General features: G+C 45.0%; 15 protein-coding genes and 1 pseudogene. 10 read left to right on the forward strand and 6 right to left on the reverse strand.

Features of this window, described 5'->3' with window-relative positions:
* Nucleotides 1–40 precede the first annotated feature (40 nt).
* The 6 genes from treP to rpmH form a co-directional block, all read right to left on the reverse strand.
* On the reverse strand, nt 41–1,486 hold the full coding sequence (gene treP / locus BMZ71_RS06270) for a PTS system trehalose-specific EIIBC component (RefSeq protein WP_086988986.1): 1,446 nt from the start codon (nt 1,484–1,486) through the stop codon (nt 41–43).
* A 227-nt stretch (nt 1,487–1,713) separates the two neighbouring features.
* Entirely contained in the window at nt 1,714–2,724 is a 1,011-nt protein-coding gene (locus tag BMZ71_RS06275) for an oxidoreductase (RefSeq protein WP_086988987.1), read from the reverse strand.
* Between the two features lie 158 nt (nt 2,725–2,882).
* Nucleotides 2,883–3,704: an RNA-binding cell elongation regulator Jag/EloR gene (gene jag / locus BMZ71_RS06280; protein ID WP_086988988.1), complete on the reverse strand. Its 822-nt coding sequence runs from the start codon at nt 3,702–3,704 to the stop codon at nt 2,883–2,885.
* Nucleotides 3,705–3,739: 35 nt separating this feature from the next.
* A complete protein-coding gene (gene yidC, locus BMZ71_RS06285) occupies nt 3,740–4,570 on the reverse strand; it encodes a membrane protein insertase YidC (RefSeq protein WP_086988989.1) in 831 nt (276 codons plus the stop codon).
* 31 nt (nt 4,571–4,601) lie between these two features.
* Nucleotides 4,602–4,946, reverse strand: a complete 345-nt coding sequence (rnpA, locus tag BMZ71_RS06290) for a ribonuclease P protein component (protein WP_086988990.1) — start codon at nt 4,944–4,946, stop codon at nt 4,602–4,604.
* A gap of 225 nt (nt 4,947–5,171) precedes the next feature.
* On the reverse strand, nt 5,172–5,306 hold the full coding sequence (rpmH, locus tag BMZ71_RS06295) for a 50S ribosomal protein L34 (protein ID WP_072763781.1): 135 nt from the start codon (nt 5,304–5,306) through the stop codon (nt 5,172–5,174).
* Between the two features lie 570 nt (nt 5,307–5,876).
* Between rpmH and dnaA the strand changes: the two genes are divergently transcribed.
* The 10 genes and pseudogenes from dnaA to BMZ71_RS15055 form a co-directional block, all read left to right on the forward strand.
* Nucleotides 5,877–7,208 carry a chromosomal replication initiator protein DnaA gene (dnaA, locus tag BMZ71_RS06300; protein WP_068562126.1) on the forward strand — a complete coding sequence of 444 codons (1,332 nt, stop codon included), beginning with the start codon at nt 5,877–5,879 and terminating at the stop codon, nt 7,206–7,208.
* A gap of 177 nt (nt 7,209–7,385) precedes the next feature.
* Nucleotides 7,386–8,537, forward strand: a complete 1,152-nt coding sequence (gene dnaN / locus BMZ71_RS06305) for a DNA polymerase III subunit beta (RefSeq protein WP_086988991.1) — start codon at nt 7,386–7,388, stop codon at nt 8,535–8,537.
* 363 nt (nt 8,538–8,900) lie between these two features.
* Entirely contained in the window at nt 8,901–9,167 is a 267-nt protein-coding gene (gene yaaA, locus BMZ71_RS06310) for a S4 domain-containing protein YaaA (protein WP_068562139.1), read from the forward strand.
* Entirely contained in the window at nt 9,164–10,285 is a 1,122-nt protein-coding gene (recF, locus tag BMZ71_RS06315) for a DNA replication/repair protein RecF (protein WP_068562128.1), read from the forward strand. The genes yaaA and recF overlap by 4 nt, the downstream gene beginning before the upstream one ends.
* Before the next feature lie 4 nt (nt 10,286–10,289).
* The gene (gene gyrB, locus BMZ71_RS06320) at nt 10,290–12,227 is read left to right on the forward strand and encodes a DNA topoisomerase (ATP-hydrolyzing) subunit B (protein WP_086988992.1); all 1,938 of its coding nucleotides are present in this window, start codon (nt 10,290–10,292) and stop codon (nt 12,225–12,227) included.
* A gap of 18 nt (nt 12,228–12,245) precedes the next feature.
* On the forward strand, nt 12,246–14,876 hold the full coding sequence (gene gyrA, locus BMZ71_RS06325; RefSeq protein WP_068562130.1) for a DNA gyrase subunit A: 2,631 nt from the start codon (nt 12,246–12,248) through the stop codon (nt 14,874–14,876).
* 466 nt (nt 14,877–15,342) lie between these two features.
* On the forward strand, nt 15,343–15,636 hold the full coding sequence (gene rpsF, locus BMZ71_RS06330; protein WP_086988993.1) for a 30S ribosomal protein S6: 294 nt from the start codon (nt 15,343–15,345) through the stop codon (nt 15,634–15,636).
* Between the two features lie 38 nt (nt 15,637–15,674).
* Nucleotides 15,675–16,226 carry a single-stranded DNA-binding protein gene (gene ssb, locus BMZ71_RS06335; protein WP_086988994.1) on the forward strand — a complete coding sequence of 184 codons (552 nt, stop codon included), beginning with the start codon at nt 15,675–15,677 and terminating at the stop codon, nt 16,224–16,226.
* Between the two features lie 43 nt (nt 16,227–16,269).
* Nucleotides 16,270–16,512: a 30S ribosomal protein S18 gene (rpsR, locus tag BMZ71_RS06340; protein ID WP_068562133.1), complete on the forward strand. Its 243-nt coding sequence runs from the start codon at nt 16,270–16,272 to the stop codon at nt 16,510–16,512.
* 1,612 nt (nt 16,513–18,124) lie between these two features.
* A pseudogene (locus tag BMZ71_RS15055) lies at nt 18,125–18,355 on the forward strand (IS701 family transposase); the annotation flags it as partial.

Below are 18,355 nucleotides of genomic sequence, written 5' to 3' on the forward strand. Positions count from 1 at the left end.
AAGCTTCAGTCACAGCTTTTTGTCTTCAGTAATTCACTTTTTATTTTTGCGTTTGGATAACCGGTGCGTCCTCGACTTCGCCTTTAGGAGCGAAAAGTTGTTTCTTTTCGAACAAAACCGTCAACAGGAACGGCACGACAATCGCGATGGCCATACATACGATGAACATTGCCATCGAATCGGTCTGGATACTCAAGAAACCTGGAATCCCACCTACTCCGATACTGTTCGCCATGACGTTGAAGGTCGTAGCCACCAATCCGGCGATTCCGGATCCAATCATGGCTGCAACGAACGGATAGATGTATTTGATGTTGATCCCGAACATGGCCGGCTCGGTTACGCCCAAGTAGCAGGAAATGGCAGCAGGGATGGAAACTTGTTCCTCTTTTTCATTGCCTCTGTGCAGGAAGATGATTGCCAGCACGGCCGAGCCTTGTGCGATATTCGAAAGGGCGATCATCGGCCACAGGTTCGTGCCGCCGAAATCAGCAATCAGCTGCAGGTCGATGGCATTGGACATATGATGAAGCCCTGTGATGACAAGCGGAGAATACAGCGTACCGAAGAACAGACCGAACAACCATCTGAAGTCCCCAGTCAATCCGGCATAGACGACTTCGGAAACCCATTGTCCGATCGTCCAACCGATAGGGCCCAGCACCGTATGCGCGATGATGACAGTAGGAACCAGGGCCAACAATGGGACCACAATCATCGAAATATATTGCGGAACCCATTTACGCAGCCAAATCTCCAGATAGGCCAGCACAAACCCAGCCAACATGGCGGGAATGACTTGTGCTTGATAGCCGATCTTGTTGATCGTGAAAGCACCGAAATCCCAGAACGGAATCTCTGTTGCACCAGCGACACCATAAGCATTCAATAATTGCGGTGATACCAATGTAATCCCGAGAACGATACCCAGAATCTGCGTAGTGCCCATCTTTTTCGTGATGCTCCAAGTGATACCGACTGGCAAGAAGTGGAAAATCGCCTCACCGATCAGCCAAAGAAAATCATTGACGCCTGTCCAGAACTGGGAATTGGAAACGATTGTGCCGTTGGCGAAATTGATCCCTTCAATCACATTCCGAAATCCGAGGATAAGACCCCCTACTACGATCGCCGGAATCAGCGGCGTAAAGATTTCCGCCAGCACAGCCATGGCACGCTGCACTACATTTTGGTTCTGCTTTGCTGCAGCTTTTGCCTCATCCTTCGAAACACCCTCTTTGCCTGATACCTTCGCGAATGCATTATAGAATTGTGGCACTTCATTACCGATGATGACCTGAAATTGTCCAGCTTGCGTGAAGGTTCCTTTGACTGCGGGTATGTCTTCGATTTTCTTGATGTTGGCGGCAGCAGGGTCATTCAGAACGAAACGCATCCGAGTGGCACAGTGACTGACGGCAGAAATATTATCGGGCCCTCCGATATACTCCAGCAAATCTTTTGCATCTTTGTTGAAATCCACCATTTTTTCTCCTCCTCAACTTGTATATACATGTTCCTGACGATTCTATTTTACCGTGAATGGACGGGCAATGCAAACGTTTTCCATCCGCTATTCTTTTTCTTGTATAGACAAGTTCATGGTTTTTACTGTTTCATTAACCATTAGAATACTGGACAATTGCACTAAAAAAAACGGCAAAAGGATCGAATTACCGGTCCCTTGCCGTTTTTTTGATTATGCCAAACCGATCATATCCCTTGCTTCACTTTCACCAACGTACGCCCGTGCATCTTTCCTTCCATGATTTTCTCGAAAGCCACCGGTAAATCCTCCAGCGTGATTTCCTGTTCCACCAACAGATCCAGATTTTCCGGCTTCAGATCGCTTGCCATCCGCCCCCAAAGTTTGATGCGCTCTGCGTAAGGATGGCTCACCGAGTCGATCCCCACAAGCTTGACGCCCCTCAGGATGAATGGCAGCACGGTCGCCTCGAATGCGATTCCGCCAGCATTCCCGCTCAAAGCCATACAGCCGCCGTAGTGCAGCTGCGCCAGCAAGTCAGGCAACATCGGACCGCCGACCGGATCGACGATCGCCGCCCAACGTTGCTGTGCCAATGGCCGCTTCTTCTCCAGTGCTACTTCATCGGGATGGAGGACCGCTTCAGCACCGAGTCCCTTCTTCAGGTAATCCGTGCAGTCCGCTTTTTTGCGGGACACAGCTTCGACCGTATAACCTAGGCGCTTCAGCATCGCGATCGCCATCCCGCCGACACCGCCGGAAGCACCTGTCACCAATACGTTCCCCATTCGCGGCTGGATGCCTTGCTTCTCCAAAGCATCCACCGATTCAGCCGCTGTGTACCCGGCCGTCCCGAAAATCATTGCTTCCCTTAAACTCAACCCTTCAGGCAACGGCACGACCCAGGCTGCAGGGACCCGGGCATATTGGCTGAATCCGCCGAAATGACTCACACCTAAACCGTAGCCAGTCACGATCACCTTATCCCCTGCCTGGAAAGTTGGATCGAGCGATTCCACAACCACGCCGCTCAGATCGATCCCCAAAATCATCGGATAGTTGCGGATGACCCCGCTTTTCGGATTGGTTCCGGCCAGCCCGTCCTTGTAGTTGACGCTCGAATAGTGCACTTCGATCAGCACCTCCCCATCAGGTAAGTCCTCTTCGTTGAATGTTCTGACCGTCGTTTCCACTTTCGCATCTATATTTTCCGCCCATAAAGCTTTGAACTCTTCCATACTGCATTTCCCTCTTTTCAGCGTGTATTTTCTTAAGTTTAATCCATCTGCCCATAATTTGCGACCTCTTCCCCGCAACCCACATGAAAAAAGAGCCAAATAAAAAAACCTTCACCGAGAATCAAGCTGATCCCCGATGAAGGTTTTAGGATATTCGATTAGTCCGCTATCTCAACAACCAAATAACGATGCGGCTCTTTGCCTTCGGAATGGGTTTTGATGCGTTTGTTCTGGCTCAAGCGCGCATGGATCTGTTTTCTTTCGAAAGCAGGCAGCGGCTCAAGGAACACGGGCTGTCTCGTTTTGAGGACGCGTTCTGCAGTACGGTCAGCGATGCTTTCCAAAACGGAAGCTCTGCGCTCACGGTAGTCACCGACGTTCACGATTACGGACAAGCGGCGACGCACATAACGTTGCACCAGCGCTTGGGCCAATATCTGCAAAGCATTGACGATTTTTCCGTATTTGCCGATCAATAAGCCTGGCTTTTCGCTTTCCATTTGGAAAATCAGCATGTTGTTCTTCTCTTCGACCGTCACGATCGCAGGAGCCCCGTATGCTTCAGCTACAGATGTAAGATAAGCAGTCACGGCGGCAATCGCTTCATCGCGACCGGATTCTTCATCATAATCTTCCGGGAAAGATTCCACGTTCTCGTCCGAATAAATCACCTTATCGACTTCAGGTTGATCAGCCAATATCTTTTCCGCAGCTTCCGGATAATCCTCTTCAAGATCTTCTACGATATCTTCGACTGTCTCCTCGATTTCGGCTAATTGGATATCGCCGGCTTCATCAAAGTCCCTGATTTCTTTGCGCGTGATTTCCACGACAGCCTCTTTTTGTCCGAATCCGAAAATCCCTTTTTTTCCTTCAGAGATTATGACGATATCGGCCTCATGGCTATCGACGCCCAACATATCCAGACCTTTGCGGATGGCTTTGTCAACAGTCGTATCTTTCGCAATTACTTTATCCATAATAGAATGTCATCCTTTCCTACTTCAAAGTCTAACTAGTTTTTCTTTTTCTTTTTAGGATTTTGGGCTTTCTTCAATGCTTTTTCGCGCGCCTTTGCCTGAGCTTCAGCTTCTTCGCGTTCACGGATGGCCTTATACGGATTGTTCAACAACATCGTCTGTCCTACCGAGAAGGCATTGCTGGCTACCCAGTACAACGACAGGGCACTCGGGAAGTTGATACCCATCAACAAAATCATAATCGGCATCGTGTACGTCATCGATTTTGTCGCAGAATTCGCTTCTGCTTGTGACATCATCGTCAGCTTACTGGTGGCATACGTCAGTATCGCGGCCACTATTGGTAAAATAAAGAATGGATCGCGTTCTCCCAAGTTCATCCAGAGGAAGCTACCGCTCTTCAAAATTTCAGTCCGGCTGATTGCTTGATACAGTGCCATCAATACAGGCATCTGAACCAAAACAGGCAAACATCCCATATAAGGATTCACATCATTATCTGCATACAGCTTAGAAACTTCCTTTTGCAGACGTTCCTGCGTCTCCCGATCTTTAGAGGCATATTTTTCCTGCAACGCTTTTACCTTTGGTTGAACAGCCGACATCTTTTTCGTGCTCTTCGTCTGAAAATGATTGAGCGGCAATAGGATAACCCGGATGATGATCGTAAAGGCAATGATTCCCAGACCATAATTACTGAAAAATAGATTGGACAACCACACAATCATGTTTGAGAAGTTTAAAACAACATACCGATCCCAAAAACCGGTACTTTCTGAGGTGATAGGTTCCGTTCCACATGCTGATAGAACCATCATAACAGCAAATAAGCTGAGTGTAAAAAGTAATCGCTTACGCTTTGACAAGAGAACTCCTCCTTAATAGGAATAATATAGTTTATTTTTTTTTCAAAAGGTTGGAAAGCTTAAGAACATGGATCAGGCTTTTCTTTACTTCCGCAGCCGACATTTCAGCAACCGGCTTGCGTGCGATAACGATGAAGTCAATATCCTGAACCAACTCTTCCTTCAATTCCGTGAGTGCCTGGCGGATTTTTCTTTTGACGGCATTCCGCACTACGGCGTTGCCGATTTTTTTGCCGACGGACAACCCTACCCGGAAATGCGGTTGTCCTTTTTTATCGAGCACATAAACCACGAATTGGCGATTCGCTTTGGAAACACCATTATGAAATACTTTTTGAAATTCTTTCTCTTTCTTAACACGAAAAGATTTCCTCATGTTTCTTCCCTCAAATCTGCAATCATAACATACAAAAAAATCTCCCGAAAATGGAGAAAAACAGAAAAATTTCTCTCTCCGTTCTCATCACAAATGCAAACCCACTCCCGAAGCTTTACAGCTTTCGGTTCTGTCGGACACATTTGTCACACTCTCCATTTAAGAAAGACATTTTTGCATTTTTCGAAATACTTAAAAAAAAAGACCACTGAAACGGTCAGTGATCTATGCAGAGATAACTTTTCTGCCTTTAGCGCGTCTTCTTGCTAATACTCTACGGCCGTTTTTTGTGCTCATACGTTTACGGAAACCATGAACGGATTGACGGTGACGTTTTTTAGGTTGGTATGTTCTTTTCATTGATCTTTACACCTCCTGATAAACTATCTTTCAAATAGGTTATATTTCACTGTTTAGACAGTCCAATACATTATAAAGAGACAGAATGTGACCTGTCAAGTAAAATTGGTTCATTTTTATTGAACTCACTGAGATATAATAGCACAAAACAATGAAAGATTAAACACCTTTCTTGAAAAAAATTTGATTTTCATCGAAATAAAATTATCCACAACCTTTTTTTTAATGCACAATGCCCATGGATAACTCCTGCAATCCCCTCGCTTGCGCACACCTTCGAACCGACTTGTCCACATTCTTACAGGGTGTGTATTTCCGTAGGATAACCATTTCCGGAACTTGTGGATAAGTGTTCCAAAAGCTGTAACAATGGCATTTAAACCCGAATTAAAACACACAAAAAACCGTGGATAACAACTTCGTCCACAAACCTTGTCCACATCCTAAATCGACCTGTGGACAACTATTTATACACCGGTTAATTGTTTTATTCACAGCTTAAAAGAGTTGTGGAAAACTTTTTGATATAATGCTAAAATAAAAAGGACTCACTAAAAGGAGGTGTCCCATTTGGATGACATCTATTCATTATGGCGTTATCTGCAAGAAAAATTTCAAGAATCACTGTCAAAAGTCAGCTACGATACTTGGATAGACAGCGCAGTCCCGGTCCGACTGACTGATACGAATATCATCATCGAAGTTCCCTCTTCTTTACATAAAGATTATTGGCAAAATAATTTGATGAGCAGAATTGTTGAAGGCATCTACGAATTCAGCGGCAAAGAACTGACTCCCATTTTTATGATCAAGAACGAGGAAATGCCCGATATTGCAAAACCGACCATCAAACGCACCAACAACAATCGTCTCTTCAAGGATGCCCAACTGAACAGCAAGTATACCTTTGACACCTTTGTTATCGGAAAAGGAAACCAGATGGCTCACGCAGCTGCCCTCGTCGTGGCAGAAGAACCCGGAACAATCTACAACCCACTCTTCTTCTATGGAGGCGTCGGCTTAGGCAAGACCCATTTGATGCACGCCATCGGCCATCAAATGTTGCAACTGCGCCCAACCGCACGGGTAAAATATGTCAGCAGCGAAACGTTCGCCAATGATTTCATCAATTCCATCCAGAATCGGACGCAGGAGCAATTCCGCAATGAATACCGCAGCGTCGACTTGTTGATGGTCGATGATATTCAATTTTTTGCCGACAAAGAAGGAACGCAGGAAGAGTTCTTCCATACTTTCAATGCGCTTTACGATGAACGCAAGCAAATCGTATTGACGAGCGATCGCTTGCCGAATGAAATCCCTAAACTGCAGGAACGGCTCGTCTCCCGTTTTGCTTGGGGCTTATCGGTTGATATCACGCCGCCGGATCTGGAGACGCGCATTGCTATTCTGCGCAAAAAAGCCAACAGCGAACGCCTGGAGATTCCGGATGACACTCTCAGTTACATCGCTGGACAGATAGATTCCAACATCCGGGAATTGGAAGGTGCGCTGGTCCGCGTTCAAGCCTATTCTGCTATCCAAGGGACCGACATCACCACCAGCCTGGCTGCGGATGCGCTGAAGAGCATCATGCCTTCCGAAAAACCAAAAGCATTATCCATCTATGCCATTCAACAAGCGGTAGGGAAATATTACCATGTGACCGTCGAGGAATTGAAAGGCAAAAAGCGCACTAAGGGAATCGTGGTGCCAAGACAAATCGCCATGTATCTTTCCCGGGTCATGACGGACAATTCCTTGCCGAAAATCGGTTCTGAATTCGGCGGCAAGGACCACACAACCGTCATCCACGCCCATGACAAGATTGCCCTTTCCGTAAAAAAAGACCCTGTTCTGCAACGCGAAATCGAGACGATCCAAAACAGTCTGAAAAAATGATCCTCTCGCGCATTGTGGATAAGCCAATAACTAAGACGCCATTTACGAACACGTTATCCACAAGTGGAAAACGATTGGTTTTATCGGCTTCTTTCACTTATCCACAGTATGAACAGGCCCTACTACTATTACTAATATTATTTAATTTATATGAATAACCATCGGAGGTCCCTTATTATGAAATTTTCCATTAATCGTCAGGTTTTGATCAAACACTTATCTGACGTACAAAGAGCTATTTCCAGCAGAACGACAATTCCTATTTTGACAGGGGTAAAAATCAGTGCTGATGAAAATGGGATCGTATTGAGCGGAAGCGATTCGGATATTTCCATCGAAACACTGATTCCTGTGTCGGAAGAGAATAACCAGATCGAAATCCACACACAAGGCGGCATTGTCTTGCCAGCTCGTTTCTTCAGTGAAATCGTAAAAAAATTAGCTGATGAAAAAATTACGATTGAAGTCAAAGATCACTTCCAGACAAACATCACTTCGGCAAAAGCTTCTTTTACCATCAATGGAATCGATGTAAACAACTATCCAAATTTTCCGGTCATCGATTCGAATGAAGTCATCACCTTGCCGACAGCCCTGTTCAAACAAGTGATCCAACATACGGTAATCGCAACGTCGACACAAGAAAGCCGTCCGATTTTGACGGGAGTGAACATGACCATCAAAGATGGCAAATTGACGGCTGTCGCTACGGACAGCCATCGATTAAGCCAACGGATCATCTCGATTGCCGCGCCGGAATCACAGCTTGAAAAAAACTACAATGTCATCATTCCAGGAAAAAGCCTGGTAGAGCTGTCACGGATCGTTGAGAACCAACCAACCATCGAAATGATGATCACGGAGAACCAGGTCCTTTTCAAAGCCGAAAATGTTTATTTCTATTCACGTTTGTTGGAGGGCTATTATCCCGATACAAATCGCTTGATTCCAGCCAGCTCAAGTACACAGATTGTCCTGAACGCTTACGATTTGCTGCAGGCTACCGACCGTGCCTCCTTGCTTTCGCATGAAGGAAAGAACAACGTCGTCAAATTGTCCATTGACTCCAATAAAGTCGAGCTTTCAGGAAACTCACCTGAAGTCGGTAATGTGGAGGAATCCCTAGCCTATCAGTCCGCCAGTGGCGACCCACTGATCATATCCTTCAATCCTGATTACATGAAGGATGCGCTGCGCACATTCGGCCAACAGGATGTCCAAGTCAATTTCACTTCAGCTGTACGGCCATTCACAGTCGTACCGGCGGATCGTGAAGACGAAAACGATAATTCGTTCATCCAGTTGATCACGCCTGTAAGGACTTATTAATCCCACCGCTTAAATCCAAAAAGCAAGGAAACGTATGCTTTCGTTTCCTTGCTTTTTGTTTATCTGAAAATGAAAAATTTTGGATCTGCTGTTTTCCTATAGGAAGAAAGTTAGCATTCGGTCCTTTTGTTCAGATAAAGATAAAATGAATAAAAAACGCGAATTTTTAATTTATAAGCCTATAGACGCTTTCGTTTGGATATAGCCAATTTGTATTGTTTTCTAAAAAAATTGAAATAAGGGCCTTTTTTTTCGCGAAAATTTGAAATTGATCAAAAAAAATAGTATAATAAACGTATCAATCAGCATGGTCGCGTGGATTTTGTTTTCCACGCTTATTTTATTGGAAAATAGGTGAATTTCTTGAAAAATATTGTGAATATTGACGCAGAGTTCATTACTCTTGGTCAACTACTGAAACATGTCAATCTGATTTCCAGCGGCGGTATGGCCAAATGGTTCCTTTCAGAATATGTGGTGTATGTAGACAACGAAAAAGAAGACCGCAGAGGCCGCAAATTATTTCCTGGTACGATGATCGACATCCCTGGTGAAGGCACTTTCTTCATTCAGTCAACAAAATCGGATAAAGAAGAGGCTGAGCAAGACAACAGTGAGTCCGAAGCATGATCCTGAAAGAAGTGACGCTGCAAAATTTTCGGAATTATCCGTCTCTTTCTGTGTCCTTTTCAGATGGCATCAATGTGTTTTTAGGTGAGAATGCGCAAGGCAAAACCAATCTCATGGAAGCTATCTATGCATTGGCTTTGGCAAGAAGTCCGCGTACGTCAAACGAAAAAGAAATGATTCGATGGCAAGAAGACTCCGCCAAGATAACCGGAAAAATCCAAAAAAGGGTTTCAACATTCCCTTTAGAAATCATTTTTTCCAAAAAGGGTAAGATCGCTAAAGTCAATCATTTGGAGCAAAAAAAGCTGAGCCAATACATCGGCCAACTGAATGTTGTGTTGTTTGCTCCCGAAGACTTGAATTTAGTCAAGGGTGCACCGGCCAACCGGAGAAAATTCCTGGACATGGAGCTGGGCCAGATGAACCCGGTCTACCTGCATGATCTTGTGCAATATCAGCGGATACTGAAGCAACGGAATCTTTATCTGAAGCAGTTGGTGACCGGCAAAGCCAAGGATGAAGTCTATTTGGATGTGCTGACTGAGCAATTGGCCATTTTGGGTGCCGATCTGCTGGTCTACCGTCTGCAGTTCATCAAAAAATTGGAAGCCTGGGCCCAACCGCTTCATAAAGAGATTTCTTTGGAGCGGGAAGAACTGACGATCGCCTACAAATCCAATGTCGAGTTGTCGGATGAGATGGATAAGGACGCTCTTTTTTTGAAACTGATGGAAGCTTTCAAGCAAGGGAAAAGCCGTGAAAGAGACCAGGCAGTCACCCTTTTCGGCCCGCACCGTGATGATCTGGTTTTTCAGGTGAACGGGCGCAATGTCCAAAACTTTGGCTCTCAAGGACAGCAAAGAACAACTGTACTCAGTCTCAAACTGGCGGAAATCGAATGTATGAATGAGGTTCTGGGGGAGTATCCGATCCTCTTGTTGGATGATGTCCTGTCAGAATTGGATGATGAACGCCAGACCCATTTGTTGAAAGCGATCGAGAAGAAGGTTCAGACCTTTTTGACGACAACCAGTTTGGATGGCATAAAGAAGAATAAGATAGACGAACCGACTATCTACCATATAAAAAACGGTGAAGTAGAAATGGAAGGTGTGTAACAGAATGGTAGAAAACGAAAAGAACAAAGCTGAACGAGCTAAGGAATATGATGCCAGTCAGATCCAGGTTCTGGAAGGACTGGAAGCAGTCCGTAAACGTCCCGGGATGTATATTGGTTCCACCAGTGGCGCAGGTCTGCATCATTTAGTCTGGGAAATCGTGGATAATTCCATCGATGAAGCGCTGGCTGGTTTTGCGACAAAAATCGAAATCGCAATCGAAGAGGACAACAGCATCACTGTAACCGATAACGGACGCGGCATTCCTGTCGATATCCAAGCCAATACCGGTCGTCCCGCTGTGGAAACAGTCTTCACTGTTCTTCACGCAGGCGGTAAATTCGGCGGCGGAGGCTATAAAGTATCCGGCGGCCTGCACGGTGTTGGAGCTTCCGTCGTAAACGCCCTTTCCTCCAAGCTGTCCGTCAGTGTACATAAAGACAACAAAATTTATACGCAGACATTTGAGCGCGGGGACATCACTTCCGAATTGACAGTGACCGGCGATACGGATAAGCACGGAACGACCGTAAATTTCCTTCCGGATCCGGAAATATTCAAGGAAACAACCGTTTTTGATTTTGAAAAATTGGCTGTGCGTGTAAGGGAATTGGCCTTTTTGAATAAAGGACTGAACATCTCGATCGTCGACAATCGTCCGGAAGAACCTTTGAAACAAGAATATCATTACGAAGGTGGGATCAAGAGCTACGTCGAATTCCTGAACCGCAACAAAAAAGTCCTTTTCGAAGAACCGATTTATATCGAAGGCGAACAGGACGATATTCAAGTTGAAGTAGGAATCCAATATACGGATGGCTATCATACAAACTTTCTGAGCTTCGCCAACAATATCCATACTTATGAAGGCGGAACCCACGAATCCGGCGCCAAAACTGCTTTGACGCGTGTCATCAATGACTATGCAAAACGTAATAAGATCATTAAGGAAAATGAAGAGAACCTGACTGGTGAAGATGTGCGCGAAGGCCTTACCCTTGTTCTCTCCATCAAACATCCGGATCCGCAATTCGAAGGACAAACCAAGACAAAATTGGGCAATTCCGAAGCGCGTACCATCACTGACCGACTTTTTTCAACGTACTTCGACAAATTCCTGATGGAAAACCCACAAGTCGCCCGTCAGATTGTCGAAAAAGGCATGTTGGCCGCCCGAGCACGCTTGGCAGCCAAAAGAGCCCGTGAAGTGACCCGCAAGAAGAGCGGATTGGAAATCAGCAATCTGCCCGGAAAATTAGCCGATTGCTCCAGCAAAAACCCGGCAGAATCTGAATTGTTCATCGTCGAAGGGGACTCAGCCGGAGGTTCGGCAAAACAAGGACGCTCGCGTTTCTTCCAGGCGATTCTGCCGATCCGCGGTAAGATTCTGAACGTAGAAAAAGCATCGATCGATAAAATCCTTGCCAACGAAGAGATCCGTTCGCTGTTTACGGCGATGGGTACAGGATTCGGCGGAGACTTCGACGTTTCCAAAGCGCGTTATCATAAATTAGTCATCATGACCGATGCCGATGTCGATGGCGCGCATATCCGTACGTTGCTGTTGACGCTGTTCTATCGCTACATGCGTCCTTTGGTTGAAGCTGGATATGTGTATATTGCACAACCGCCTTTGTATCAAGTGAAGCAAGGCAAAAAAGAGAAATATCTCGATACTGATCAGGAACTGGAAGAGTACTTGGCCTCCATCCCTGACTCGCCAAAACCAAGCATCCAACGTTATAAAGGGCTTGGAGAAATGGATGCAGAACAATTGTGGGATACGACCATGAACCCTGAGAACCGTCACTTCCTGCAGGTGACTGTCGATGATGCCGTCAAAGCTGACGAAACATTGAACATGCTGATGGGGGATCATGTAGAACCAAGAAGGAACTTCATCGAAGAAAATGCGGTTTACGTGAAGAACTTGGATATCTAAAAGGGGGTTGGAGACTAAATGTCTGATGAAATTGAAAAAGTAAATGATCAAGCCATGGAACAAAGGGAATTGAGCCATGAAATGGAAACGTCATTCCTGGAATATGCCATGAGCGTTATCGTAGCCAGGGCTTTGCCTGACGTCCGTGACGGACTCAAGCCGGTCCATCGCCGTATCCTTTACGGCATGAGCGAATTGGGCGTCACGCCTGATAAAGCGCACAAAAAATCCGCACGTATCGTCGGGGACGTAATGGGTAAGTACCATCCCCACGGTGACAGTGCCATCTATGAATCGATGGTGCGTATGTCCCAGGATTTCAGTTACCGTTATCCGCTGGTAGATGGACACGGAAACTTCGGCTCCATCGATGGAGACAGCGCCGCAGCGATGCGTTACACCGAAGCGCGGATGTCAAAAATTGCTTTGGAAATGCTGCGTGATCTCAATAAAGATACAGTCGATTATCACGATAACTATGACGGTTCCGAAAGTGAACCCGATGTATTACCGGCCCGCTTCCCTAACCTGCTGGTGAATGGTGCTTCCGGTATCGCCGTTGGGATGGCAACAAATATCCCGCCGCATAATCTGACGGAAGTCATTTCCGCCTTGCATATCCTGATGAACAATCCAGATGCGACGACTGCCGAATTGATGGAAGCCGTTCCTGGGCCCGATTTCCCTACTGGCGGTATCGTCATGGGCAAATCAGGTATCAGGAAAGCCTATGAAACAGGTAAAGGATCGATTATTGTCCGTGGGCGTGTAGAAGTCGAAATACTGAAAAACGGCAAAGAACGCATCGTCATTTCCGAATTGCCTTATATGGTCAACAAGGCGAAATTGGTCGAGCGGATTGCTGAACTGGCCCGCGACAAACGGATCGAAGGCATAACCGACTTGGCGGATGAGTCCGACCGCGACGGCATGCGTGTCGTCATCGATGTCCGCAAAGATGTCAGCGCCAGCGTCATTCTGAACAATCTGTACAAACTGACGCCGCTCCAATCCTCTTTCGGCTTCAATATGTTGGCGATCGTAAAAGGCATCCCGAAAGTGCTGGGACTCAAGCAGATTCTGGTCCACTACTTGGAACACCAAGAAGAAGTTATCCGCAGAAGAGCCGCATTCGACAAACGAAAAGCGGAAGCCCGTGCGCATATCTTGGCCGGTTTGCGGATCGCTTTGGATCATATCGATGAGATCGTAGCGATTCTGCGCGGTTCAAACAATGGCGATGCAGCCAAACAAATATTCATCGACAAATACGGTCTTTCCGAGAAACAAGCGCAAGCCATTTTGGATATGCGTCTGGTGCGTCTGACCGGTTTGGAAAGAGAAAAAGTTGAAGCGGAATATGATGCGCTGATGGCTCTGATCGCTGATTTGGCTGATATTTTAGCGAATGAGCAGCGTGTTTTCGACATCATCTATACAGAATTACTTGAAATCCAAGAAAGATTCGGCGACAAACGCCGCACGGAGCTGTTGGTCGGAGAAGTCTTGTCGCTTGAGGATGAAGACTTGATCGAAGAGGAAGACATCGTCTTGACTTTGACTCATAACGGCTACATCAAACGTTTGCCAAACAGCGAATTCAGAGCCCAAAAACGCGGCGGACGCGGTGTCCAAGGTATGGGTATCCATGATGATGATTTCATCGAAACGCTGATTTCGGCATCAACGCATGATGTGTTGCTGTACTTCTCGAACCAAGGGAAAGTATACAAAACAAAAGGCTATGAAGTGCCTGAGTACGGCCGCCAGGCAAAAGGTTTGCCGATCATTAACTTGCTGAATTTGGATGCCAACGAAAAAATCCAAGCCATCATCAACGTCAAAGGCGGTCCACAAGACGGAGATTACTTGTTCTTCACGACACGGATGGGTACCGTCAAACGGACATCCGCTACGGAATTCCAGAATATCCGTCAAAGCGGTTTGCGCGCAATCAACCTGAAGGATGAGGATGAGCTGATTAAAGTCTCCTTGACTGATGGCAACCAGAACATCATCATCGGAACGCACTTCGGCTACTCCGTGAGTTTTGATGAGAAGGATGTCCGTGATATGGGCAGAACTGCTACCGGTGTCCGTGGCGTGAAATTGAGAGAAAACGACTATGTTGTCGGCATGGATGTGCTGAAACACGAGTCGGAAGTTCTCATCATCACAGAAAATGGCTACGGCAAGCGTACGGCAGCTGATGAATATGCTATCAAAGGCCGCGGTGGTAAAGGGGTCAAAACAGCCAACATCACTGAGAAAAATGGTAAGTTGGTGGGCTTGACGACTGTCTCCGGTGAAGAAGACATCATGATCATTACAGATAAAGGTGTCATGATCCGTTTCCACGCCGATGCCATTTCCCAAACAGGCCGTGCCACTCTGGGCGTGCGTCTGATCAAGCTTGATGGCGAAGCTATCGTATCGACAATGGCAAAAGTTGAGCGCGAAGAGGATGAAGAAGTTGTTGTTGCTCCCCTGAATGAAGAAATAGATTCAGAGGGCGAAAATGACGCCTTAGAAGCATTTGATGCAACTGAACAGGCAAATACATTAGATACAACTGAAACATCCGAAATGGCCGATAAATTGAGCGATTTCGCAGATGAACTGTTGGATGAAGAAGATTCGGAAGAATAAAGCGTCAAAAACGAAACTAATTCAGAACGGGGCCGTCTCAGTGTGAGATAGCCCCGTTTTTTAGTGTACTTTGGATTTCGGCTAGTTGCCTGCTGCCACAGCGGAGCTGCAGGATCGGACTGTTGCTCCGGTGTAGCGGCTGTTCATCGGAGGACAGAGACCGTTATTGGTCGAACCTCCGATAAAGCCGATCCTACCGAAGGAAAGCAATATAATGTTTGCCTAACTTCGGCGAAGCTTTCGTTCGCCGGAGCAGGAGTAAAAATTCACAGATATGATTGCGGACTGCCCAGCGGAGGCTGGATTCATTTGTGTGAGTTACCCCCAGTTCCGAATTCATGGCAAAAAAAAGCTTGCCATAAAAAATGGAATATGATACAATCTTTAGATGTGAGTAATCCTGAAAAGGTACTCTCCTTGCTCTTACAAAAGTAAGGGCCAAAGTCCACAAGGAGGTGACAGTCAAATGAACAATTACGAAATCAACTACATTATCCGTCCTAACATCGAAGAAGAAGCTAAAGCAGAATTGATCGCACGTTTCGATTCTATTTTAACAGATAATGGCGCTGAAGTTATTGAATCAAAAGACTGGGCGAAACGCCGTTTAGCTTATGAAATCAAAGATTTTCGTGAAGGTATCTACCATATCGTGAAAATTTCTGCTTTAGACGCTAAAGCAATCGACGAATTCGACCGTCTAGCAAAGATCAATAGCGATATTCTTCGCCACATCATTGTTAAAGAAGAAGCTAAATAAAGTGTTCCACGTGAAACATTTTGAAAGGAGTAAGATGAATGATTAATAATGTTGTCTTAGTCGGCAGACTTACAAAAGATGTTGATTTACGCTATACATCCAGCGGCACAGCAGTCGGAACCTTCGCTCTTGCAGTAAACAGACAGTTTACGAACCAAGCGGGAGAAAGAGAAGCTGACTTCATCAATTGTGTCATGTGGAGAAAATCTGCAGAGAATTTCGCAAATTTCACTCGTAAAGGCTCTTTAGTCGGTATCACTGGCCGAATCCAAACAAGGAATTATGATAATCAGCAAGGACAGCGCGTATACGTGACTGAAGTTGTTGCAGATAATTTCACATTGTTGGAATCGAAAACAACTACCGAACAAAGACCGAGAGAGACTGGCGCAGGTTCTTCAAATCAAGCAGCTCCGAGTGCAAACTTCGGATCAAACAAATCTTTTGAATCTAACCAAAACCAAGGACAGTATAATAATCAATACTCTTCTCCGAAACAAAACGGTTTTTCTGATTTTAACTCAACTGCCGATCCGTTTTCATCAAACGGAGAATCAATTGACATTTCAGATGATGATTTGCCATTCTAGTCTTTAGGGCAGAATGGTTAGTTTAGGAAAAGGAGGAATTGACATGGCATTTCAACGTAACAGCAGAGGCGGACGCAAACGTAAAAAAGTTTGTTACTTCTGTGCTAACCACATTGATCATGTAGATTACAAAGAGACTGATTTATTGAAACGTTATATATCTGAAAAAGGTAAAATTTTACCTCGTCGTGTAACAGGTACATGCGCTAAACATCAAAGAACTTTGACTGTATCTATCAAACGTTCTCGTATCATGGCTCTTATGCCATTTACATTAGCAGAATAAGATTAAGGGAGTCGCTTCCAGGAGCGCTCCTTTTTTTGTACCCAAAAATAGTTGCTGAACACGAACATGTCTTGCAGCGGATCGGATATCACGGGACTCCCCTTTCCTCCTCTTTCGGCTACAACTTTTTTGGACACGCCCTATCCGTTTCTTTTGAACGATCAGTATGCTCAGGTGAAGCAAACAGTTTGCTTCATCTTTCCGTTCCCAGTGTCTGCTCCCAGCTCTCCTTTGGCATTGCTCAACCGGCTGAGGATAGACTATTTTTTTTCAGGTTGAGAGTGGATCATTCAAATACATTCCTCGCTCAATAGATGTGATACTCAATTTACATGCCCTCTCCTTCATGCTAGCAGAAAGCTTTCTCAACCTTTTATCCATACCTGGCTGTTGCAATGAGTGATTATTCTCCATCGGAGGCATAGGACTAAGAACTAAAATGATCTGACCGGGTCATTTTACGCTTATAAGAATGAATTAACATTATACTAGGGTAAATCTTCATAGAAGAATACAGGTGCTGTCATAAGCTTAAATATAGCCGAATTGAATAAAGAAAAATCGCCAGCGCTCAAATGTTCCACGTGGAACATTTGAGCGCTGATTTGATTTGAAAACAGTTTTCAGATCGCTACAATCTGAAAGCAGAAAGAACTGAGTTATGGGAAAAACCCGAAGCGTGCAATCCAGAAAAAATAAAATCTTCCACTCCATCATCCGTCCTATGGTTATCCCGATCAGCAAATCGATACAATGATAGAAGGCCTGCTGATGATGGATCGTAAAAATCAACAACAATGAATGAGCCAGAAAATAGTGAATCGGCTTCAATAAAGAAAATGCATAAACCCGCTTCAACAAATATAAAAGTGGAAGCAGCTGCTCAAGGCAAGGCAACGTAGAGCTGAAGGAACAACAGTACTCCCCTATCATCGCCAATGCCATATAACAAACCGACGCCATGGGCCAAGAAATTGGATTCCTTCTGGTATAAATTGAAAAGAATTTGAGGGCCAGCATCAAACGCGTTCAAACATCAATGGCAAAAGTTGGCGATTTTGATACCATACATAGGCTTAGAACGTATGAGTAGATGATCAGGTTTGCCATGAAAAAAGTTCACACGCAAATCTGAACTGAGGCAAGTATCATATCTCAAGATAAAAATAGATCGAGACTATTCAAAATATATCAGATCGGTAGTCGCATATTTCCGTTCAGACGGTTATTCCTGAGAGGCCATCGCATTTCAAGAATGGATTAATTAATAATTTTCATAAAATATGAGTCCGAGACTTTATTCATATAAATCGAAACTACTCGAGTCAAGCGATGTTTTTTCTACGAATTGAGAAATTTGTATCGTATCATCCCTTCTAAAAGACGAAAAAGAGGAAGTCTATTCAGACAAAATCTCCTCTATGATGATTGGGCGATTGCGGGGGAAACCAAAATTTAAATCACGTGCTGTAATAGTAAATAACTCCCTTTTACATACTATACACCACTTTACAACTTTTCACGCCCCTAAGGGCATAAAAATACAAACAACCCCAAATTTTTTGTATGATTGATTTGGAGAAAAACCAACAAAAAAAGGGGGTTGTTTGCTATGAATCAATTATATCAAAAAGGCATTACAATCAAAAGTTTAAAATCATATTTCGCTCCTTATTTTGCCGGGATGACCCGGCCAACAGCGAATAAGTTTTTCCTTTTTCTTTTGGCGATCATTTCGATACAAGGGATTCAATCCGTCCGTTTTTTATACACTTGGTTTTTGAAGAGGATAGATACCTCTAGCTGTTTGAACTCGTATTACTATCTCCTATCTGAAGGGAAA

It is taken from the genome of Trichococcus flocculiformis (genome assembly GCF_900113645.1).
GTDB classification, from domain to species: domain Bacteria; phylum Bacillota; class Bacilli; order Lactobacillales; family Aerococcaceae; genus Trichococcus; species Trichococcus flocculiformis.

Bases quoted from the DNA above. Each gene is read 5' to 3' on its own strand.
- rpsR (WP_068562133.1), top strand. From the start codon at position 16,270: ATGGCATTTCAACGTAACAGCAGAGGCGGACGCAAACGTAAAAAAGTT.
- recF (WP_068562128.1), top strand. From the start codon at position 9,164: ATGATCCTGAAAGAAGTGACGCTGCAAAATTTTCGGAATTATCCGTCT.
- rpmH (WP_072763781.1), bottom strand. From the start codon at position 5,306: ATGAAAAGAACATACCAACCTAAAAAACGTCACCGTCAATCCGTTCAT.
- rnpA (WP_086988990.1), bottom strand. From the start codon at position 4,946: ATGAGGAAATCTTTTCGTGTTAAGAAAGAGAAAGAATTTCAAAAAGTA.
- jag (WP_086988988.1), bottom strand. From the start codon at position 3,704: ATGGATAAAGTAATTGCGAAAGATACGACTGTTGACAAAGCCATCCGC.
- gyrB (WP_086988992.1), top strand. From the start codon at position 10,290: ATGGTAGAAAACGAAAAGAACAAAGCTGAACGAGCTAAGGAATATGAT.
- gyrA (WP_068562130.1), top strand. From the start codon at position 12,246: ATGTCTGATGAAATTGAAAAAGTAAATGATCAAGCCATGGAACAAAGG.
- ssb (WP_086988994.1), top strand. From the start codon at position 15,675: ATGATTAATAATGTTGTCTTAGTCGGCAGACTTACAAAAGATGTTGAT.
- treP (WP_086988986.1), bottom strand. From the start codon at position 1,486: ATGGTGGATTTCAACAAAGATGCAAAAGATTTGCTGGAGTATATCGGA.
- BMZ71_RS06275 (WP_086988987.1), bottom strand. From the start codon at position 2,724: ATGGAAGAGTTCAAAGCTTTATGGGCGGAAAATATAGATGCGAAAGTG.
- dnaN (WP_086988991.1), top strand. From the start codon at position 7,386: ATGAAATTTTCCATTAATCGTCAGGTTTTGATCAAACACTTATCTGAC.
- rpsF (WP_086988993.1), top strand. From the start codon at position 15,343: ATGAACAATTACGAAATCAACTACATTATCCGTCCTAACATCGAAGAA.